The 6,150-nt window shown below is 74.0% G+C and carries 5 protein-coding genes; 2 read left to right on the top strand and 3 right to left on the bottom strand.

Annotation, left to right across the window (positions count from 1 at the left end; genetic code table 11):
* The 3 genes from hpnE to hpnC all read right to left on the bottom strand — a co-directional run.
* The coding region (gene hpnE / locus AB0K37_RS15755; protein WP_363980736.1) for a hydroxysqualene dehydroxylase HpnE at positions 1-1,166 on the bottom strand (1,166 nt) is incomplete at its 3' end.
* Complete coding sequence (locus tag AB0K37_RS15750; protein WP_345177451.1) at positions 1,163-2,080, bottom strand: squalene/phytoene synthase family protein; 918 nt, start codon at positions 2,078-2,080, stop codon at positions 1,163-1,165. The genes hpnE and AB0K37_RS15750, both read right to left, overlap by 4 nt.
* Positions 2,077-2,940 carry a squalene synthase HpnC gene (hpnC, locus tag AB0K37_RS15745; RefSeq protein ID WP_363980732.1) on the bottom strand — a complete coding sequence of 288 codons (864 nt, stop codon included), beginning with the start codon at positions 2,938-2,940 and terminating at the stop codon, positions 2,077-2,079. The genes AB0K37_RS15750 and hpnC overlap by 4 nt, the downstream gene beginning before the upstream one ends.
* Before the next feature lie 132 nt (positions 2,941-3,072).
* On the opposite strand from hpnC, the gene AB0K37_RS15740 reads away from it, so the two are divergent.
* The gene (locus tag AB0K37_RS15740; RefSeq protein ID WP_363980729.1) at positions 3,073-4,056 is read left to right on the top strand and encodes a DUF2804 domain-containing protein; all 984 of its coding nucleotides are present in this window, start codon (positions 3,073-3,075) and stop codon (positions 4,054-4,056) included.
* 130 nt (positions 4,057-4,186) lie between these two features.
* Complete coding sequence (locus AB0K37_RS15735; protein WP_363980726.1) at positions 4,187-5,788, top strand: carboxylesterase family protein; 1,602 nt, start codon at positions 4,187-4,189, stop codon at positions 5,786-5,788.
* The last annotated feature ends 362 nt before the right edge of the window (positions 5,789-6,150 follow it).

Below are 6,150 nucleotides of genomic sequence, written 5' to 3'. Positions count from 1 at the left end.
GCGGCCGCGCTGCCGGGGCGCTGCCGGAACGTCGCGCGCCGCTCCCGCGTCACGAACACCTCCCGGACCTGCGCGCCCCACGCGGCGGGCAGCAGCCGCCGCAGCTCGGGCACGAACCGCGAGCGCAGCTCGGCGGTCGGCATGTCGATCCACGGGTCGGCGGCCGACAGCGACACCGCGAGGTACTGGCCGCTGCGCAGCCCGCTGACCGCCGTCCGGTCGAAGACCCACTGGACGGGCGAGCCGACCGCGGCGGCGAACGGCGCGTCCATGACCCTGCGGTCGTAGACGACGTGCACGTTCACGATCGGGCTGGCGTCCAGCTCGGGCCAGCGCAGCGGGTCCGGCAGCGCCTCGGCGGGCAGCAGCCGCGCCGCCGCCTCGTGCGGCACCGCGATGACCACCGCGTCGGCGGCGATCGGCGTCCCGTCCACGACCACCTTCGGGTCGGCGGTGACGGACTCCACCCGGGCCTTCAGCCGGACGGTCCCGCCCATCTCCGCGATGCGCCGCAGCGCCGGGCCGCCGTGCAGCTCCTCCAGCGGGACGAGCGGCACCCCGATGTCGGCCGCGTCGGGGCGTCCGAACAGGGCCCGCCGGCACACCATCGCCGACAGGCCGAGCGCCGCGTCGTCCACCTCGGCGTTCAGCGCGGACGTGAGGAACAGGCCCCACAGGGCCTCCCTGGCCCACGGCCGCTGCCCGCGCTGCGCCAGCCACGCCCCGGCGGAGACCTGGTCGAGGACGGGGTCGGCCGGGTCCAGGCGCGCCAGCCCCAGCGCGGCGCGCACGGCCCTCAGCCGGTCGGCGGCCGACAGCGGCGCGTACCGGGCCAGCGAGGGCAGCAGGTGCAGCGGGCTCGGCAGGCCCGATCGGCGCAGCCGCGCCGGCGGCGCGCCCGCCCGCAGGACGGGCACGTCGAACCGGTCCTGCACCTCGACGAGGTGGTCGGCGCGCAGCCGGTGCAGCAGCCCCTGGTACGCCGTGCAGCACCGCAGGAAGACGTGCTGGCCGTTGTCGACGCTCAGCTCGCCCCGCCCGAACGAGTGGGTGGCGCCGCCGAGCCACGGCCGGGACTCCAGCAGCGTGACCGCGACGCCCGACTCCTGCAGCGCGATCGCCGCGCTGATGCCCGCGAGGCCCCCGCCCACGATGACGACGCTCACCGCTCCACCCCCGACAGCGCGCGCGCCGCCACCACGGCCTTCTGCCAGGTCGGCAGCGACATCCGCGCGTCCAGCGCGATCTGCGGGCGCGCGGCGATGTTCTCCAGCAGCCGCCGGTAGATCCCGGCCATCGCCGCCGTGCACGCCGCGCTGCGCCGGTCCAGCAGCGGCAGCAGCCGCAGCCCCTCGGCGTACCAGGCCCGCGCCCGCTCCGCCTGGAAGCCGATCAGCTCGTTCAGCCGCCACGGCGGGTCGATGAACGCGCCCGACTCGTCCAGCTTCAGCGTGCAGCCGAACCGGGCGAGGTCCTCGGCCGGGATGTAGGTCCGCCCGGCCAGCCGGTCCTCGCGCAGGTCGCGCAGGATGTTGGTGAGCTGGAGCGCGACGCCGAGCGAGTCGGCGAGGCCCTCGGCCCGCTGCCGGCCGTCCGACCCGAACACCCCGAGCGACAGCCGCCCCACCGAGCCCGCGACCCGCTGGCAGTAGCGCAGCAGGTCGTCGAAGGTCTCGTAGTCGGCGCCGCGCACGTCGTCCTCGCAGCCGTCGATGAGCTCCTCGAACGCCTCCAGGGGGATCGGGAACCGGCCCGCCGCGTCCGCCAGCGCGGTCAGCACCGGATGCCCCTCCAGCGCCCGGACGTCCACCCGCCGCCGCAGCACCTCCTGCACGGTCGTCAGCCGCTGCCGCGTCCGGTCCAGCAGGTCGAGCCGGACGCACGCCGGCTCCGGGCCGTCGCCGATGTCGTCGATGCCGCGCGCGAACGCGTACACCGCGCTCATCGCCCGCCGCTTCGGGGCCGGCATCAGCCGGATCCCGTAGGAGAAGTTGCGGGCCTCCTCGCGCACCACCCGCTCGCAGTGCCGGTACGCCCCGACCACCCGCTCGGAACTCTCGCACGTCTCCGAAACCGTCATCGCCCCCTCCTTCCAAGGGCGCGCGCCCACCCGGCCGGCAGTGCGGCCCGCCGTGGACGCAGCGCATGAGCGAGCACGTCGTACCGCCCGCGCTCCAGAGCCGACAGCGCGGCGCGCCCGCCGGCCACGTAGCCCGCCACGGCGACGCGCGCCCATCCCGTCAGGTCCGCCAGCAGCGGCGCGGCGCCCCCGTCCAGCAGCTCGCGGGCGCGGCCGGCCTGCAGCGCCAGGACGCCGCGCAGCCGGGTCGGCGTCACCGGCCGCGCGAGGTCGTCCTCGGCGCAGCCGAACCGCCGCAGGTCCTCGCCGGGCAGGTAGATCCGGCCGGCCCGGTAGTCCTGCCCGGCGTCCTGGCAGTGCTCGACGATCTGCAGCGCCGTGCAGACGTCGTCGGACGCGGCCGCGAGGCGCGGGGCGTCCGCGCGGAACAGGCGCAGGACGATCCGTCCCACCGGCGCGGCGGACAGCGCGCAGTACGCCTTCAGGTCGGCGAACGTCTCGTACCGGTGGACGGTCTGGTCCTGCCGGTTCGCCTGCACGAGGTCGCGGAACGGCTCCGCGGGGATCCGGTGCGCGTGCACCGTCTCCGCCAGTCTCCGCAGCTGCGGCAGGGCGGGCGTCCGCCCGGCGAACACGCGGTCCAGGTCGTCGTCCACGAGTCCGAGCAGCTTGGGCCGCTGCTCCGGCGGGGCCTCGTCGCCGATGTCGTCGACGAGCCGCGCGAAGCCGTAGACGGCCCGCAGGGCGGCGCGGTGCCGGGCGGGCAGGACCCGCGCGGCCACCGGGAAGTTCTCCCGGGCGGCGAGCCGGTCCAGCGCGCGATCGTGCTCCTCGGCGCTCCAGGGCGGTTCAATGATCACCTAGAGGAGATCGACCGGTCCGGCACGAGAGAAACTCTGGCCAAGGTATGGACTTATTTAAACGGGCCGTGTCCGGGGCTGAACCGTTCCAGGGGCCACGGCGTCGCGCGGACCGCTCGGTAGCCTCGGAACATGCCGACCCATGAGCGCGAGATCACCGAGCCCGTCGACCTGTGCACGCCGGACGGGCGGCTCGATCCGCGGGCGGTCGGCTGGACGCGGCGCCCGCTGCACCGCGCGAACCTGCGCGGGTGGGGACGGGCCAAGCGCTGGGAGTACTGGGGCATCGTCACGCCCCGGCACATCGCCGGGCTGGTCGCCTCGTCGCTCGACTACGCCGCGGTCCACGGCGTGTACGTGCTGGACCGCGGGACGGGCGAGGAGATCTCCCGGGACGGCGTGGTCCCCTTCGCGCGCGGCGCGGTGTTCCCCGACCGCAGCGGCTCCGGGGAGGCGTCGGTGCGCGGGGCGGGCTTCGCGGTCGGCGTCCGGCAGGGCCCGTCCGGCTCGCGGCTGCGGGCGCTGGTCCCCGGGGTGGTGGACCTGGACGTCCGGGTCCCGCTGCCGGACGGGCACGAGTCGCTCGGCGTGGTGGTCCCCTGGAGCGACAGGCGCTTCCAGTACACGGTCAAGGACGTCGGGCGCCCCGTGCACGGGCGGCTGCGGCTCCCGTCCGGCGACCACGAGATCGGAGACGGCGCGTTCGCCGTCCTCGACCACGGGCGCGGCAAGTGGCCGTACCGGATGACGTGGAACTGGGCGGCGGCGAGCGGCCCCGGCCTGGCCCTGCAGCTCGGCGGCAAGTGGACCGACGGCACCGGCATGACCGAGAACGCGCTGTTCGCGGGCGGCCGGCTCCACAAGATCGGCGACGAGCTCGACTGGTCCTACGACCGCGGCGACTGGCTGCGCCCCTGGACGATCCGCGGGGCCCGTGTCGAGGCGGAGTTCCGGCCCTTCCACGAGAAGGTCGCGCGGACGGAGCTCGGCGTCGTCGGCACCGAGACCCACCAGTGCTTCGGCCACTTCAGCGGCCGCGCCCAGGCCGACGACGGCACATGGCTCGACTTCGACGGCCTCACCGGCTGGGCGGAGGAGGCCCGCCAGCGCTGGTGAGCCGCGCCGCGCCCACCGCCGCTGCCACGTCCGGAATTTCGCGGATCGTGTCGTAGACGAACACGTTGGACGCTCGCGTCCTTTTTGAGATCAAGCCCTGATGTGATGCGAAGAGATCGGCCGTTCGGGGGTGTCAGAAAGAGTCGCGCTGAAAGGGGACCCTGTGAGACTCATCGCCGTCTCGCTGCTCGCATCCGCTCTCGTCTTAGGAGGGACTGCTCCGGCATCGGCCCAGCACCGGGCACCGGACTCGTCCGCCGTCGTCCGCACCGACCTGGGGTTGGTGCGAGGCCAGGTGCGGCAGGACCACCGCCTGTTCCAGGGCATTCCGTTCGCCGCGCCGCCGACGGGGGACCTGCGCTTCAGGCCGCCGCAGCCGGCGCGGCCGTGGCAGGGCGTGCGCGACGCCACCTCGCCGCGCGGCCAGTGCGCGCAACTTCCCGCGCCATATGGGGGCGAGACGAGCTACGAGGAAGACTGCCTCTATCTGAACGTCACCACGCCGGACCGCGCGCAACGCAAGCACGGGCTGCCTGTCATGGTGTGGGTGCACGGCGGCGGTAACACGACCGGCACCGCGAGCGTCTACAACGCCGCCAAGCTGGCCGTGGAGGGCGGCGTCGTGGTCGTCACGATCAACTACCGCCTCGGCGCGTTCGGCTGGCTCGCGCACCCGGGCCTGGAGTCCGGCGCCGACCGGCGCTACCAGACGGGCAACTACGGCCTGCTCGACCAGCAGGCGGCCCTGCGCTGGGTCCGGCGCAACGCCGAGGCCTTCGGCGGGAACCCCGGAAACGTCACGCTGTTCGGCGAGTCGGCCGGTTCGTGGAACTCCTGCGCCAACCTCGCCTCTCCCACCGCCGCCGGCCTGTTCCACAAGGTCATCGCGCAGAGCTACTCCTGTACCGCGCCCGCCCGCACGGAGACCTCGGCAGAGGCCGAGGGGGTGACGATCGCCAAGGCGATGGGGTGCGACAAGGGCTCTGACGCGGCCGACGCCGCGTGCCTGCGCGCGACCCCCGTCAAGACAGTGCTGGAGACCTTCGAGGCCAAGGCCACGGACGCGGGTCCGGTGGCGGGCGGCGACCACGTCCTGCCGCTGCAGCCCGAGCAGGCGATCGAACGGGGCCGCTTCAACCGGGTCCCGGTCATGCACGGCAACACGCTGGACGAGATGCGCCTGTTCGTCTCCCTCTCCTTTCCGGACCCCATCACCGCCGCTCAGTACGAGGACATCGTCCGCTCCGCCTATGGCGCCGACGCCGGCAAGGTACTGGCCCGCTACCCGGCGGCGGCCTACCCGGAGCCCAGGATCGCGTTGGCGACGCTCCAGACGGACTCCAACGAAGTGCTGTCGGCGTGCGTGCACCAGAACGCGTTCCGCCTGCTCGACCGCGCGGGCGTCCCGGTGTACGCGTACCAGTTCGCCGACCGGGCCGCTCCGCCGCTGCTCGACGTCCCCGGCTTCGAGGAGGGCGCCGAGCACGCCAGCGAGCTGACGTTCCTGTTCCCGGGCCTGATCGGCACGCTGACCCCGGCGCAGCAGCGGCTCTCCGACGCCATGGTCGGCTACTGGACGTCCTTCGCCCGCGACGGCAGGCCGCAGGCCCGTCAGGCGCCGCACTGGCCGCGCTTCCGCTCGTCGGGCGACGTCCTGTCCCTGGCGCCCGGCGCCGTTCACCGCACCGACACAGCCACGACCGCGAACTGCTCTTTCTGGAACTCCCTCTGATCCGGCGCGCAGGCCGCTCCCGGCCGCCCGATGGGCGCCGCCGCCCGATTCTCTGGCTCAGGTAGAGCCCGCACCGCTGAGGACGGGTGCGGCCGGTGGAACCCCTCCGGCCACACCCGTCCTGCTTGTCGTGCCCAGGGCCGCGTACCGAGGGCAAGTAGCTTGATGTCGAGATAAAATGAAGATAGCTTGACGTCGAGAGAAAAGCGGCGGAAGTTAGGCGGCCCTGATTCCCGGTCAGGATTCCGACTAAGGCAGGATCAAGGGAGACGAAGCTCCCGTCCCGCCGCGCGCCGTCCCGCGTCGGCCTCGGGGACGGGCCTTACTGAAGATCAACCCAGCGCCGCGCGCTCATGTCCCGG

This window comes from Actinomadura sp. NPDC049753 (assembly GCF_040674655.1).
Taxonomy (GTDB): domain Bacteria; phylum Actinomycetota; class Actinomycetes; order Streptosporangiales; family Streptosporangiaceae; genus Spirillospora; species Spirillospora verrucosospora.
The sequence above is the reverse complement of the archived record's forward strand: the minus strand, read 5'-3'. Positions and strand labels throughout refer to the sequence as shown.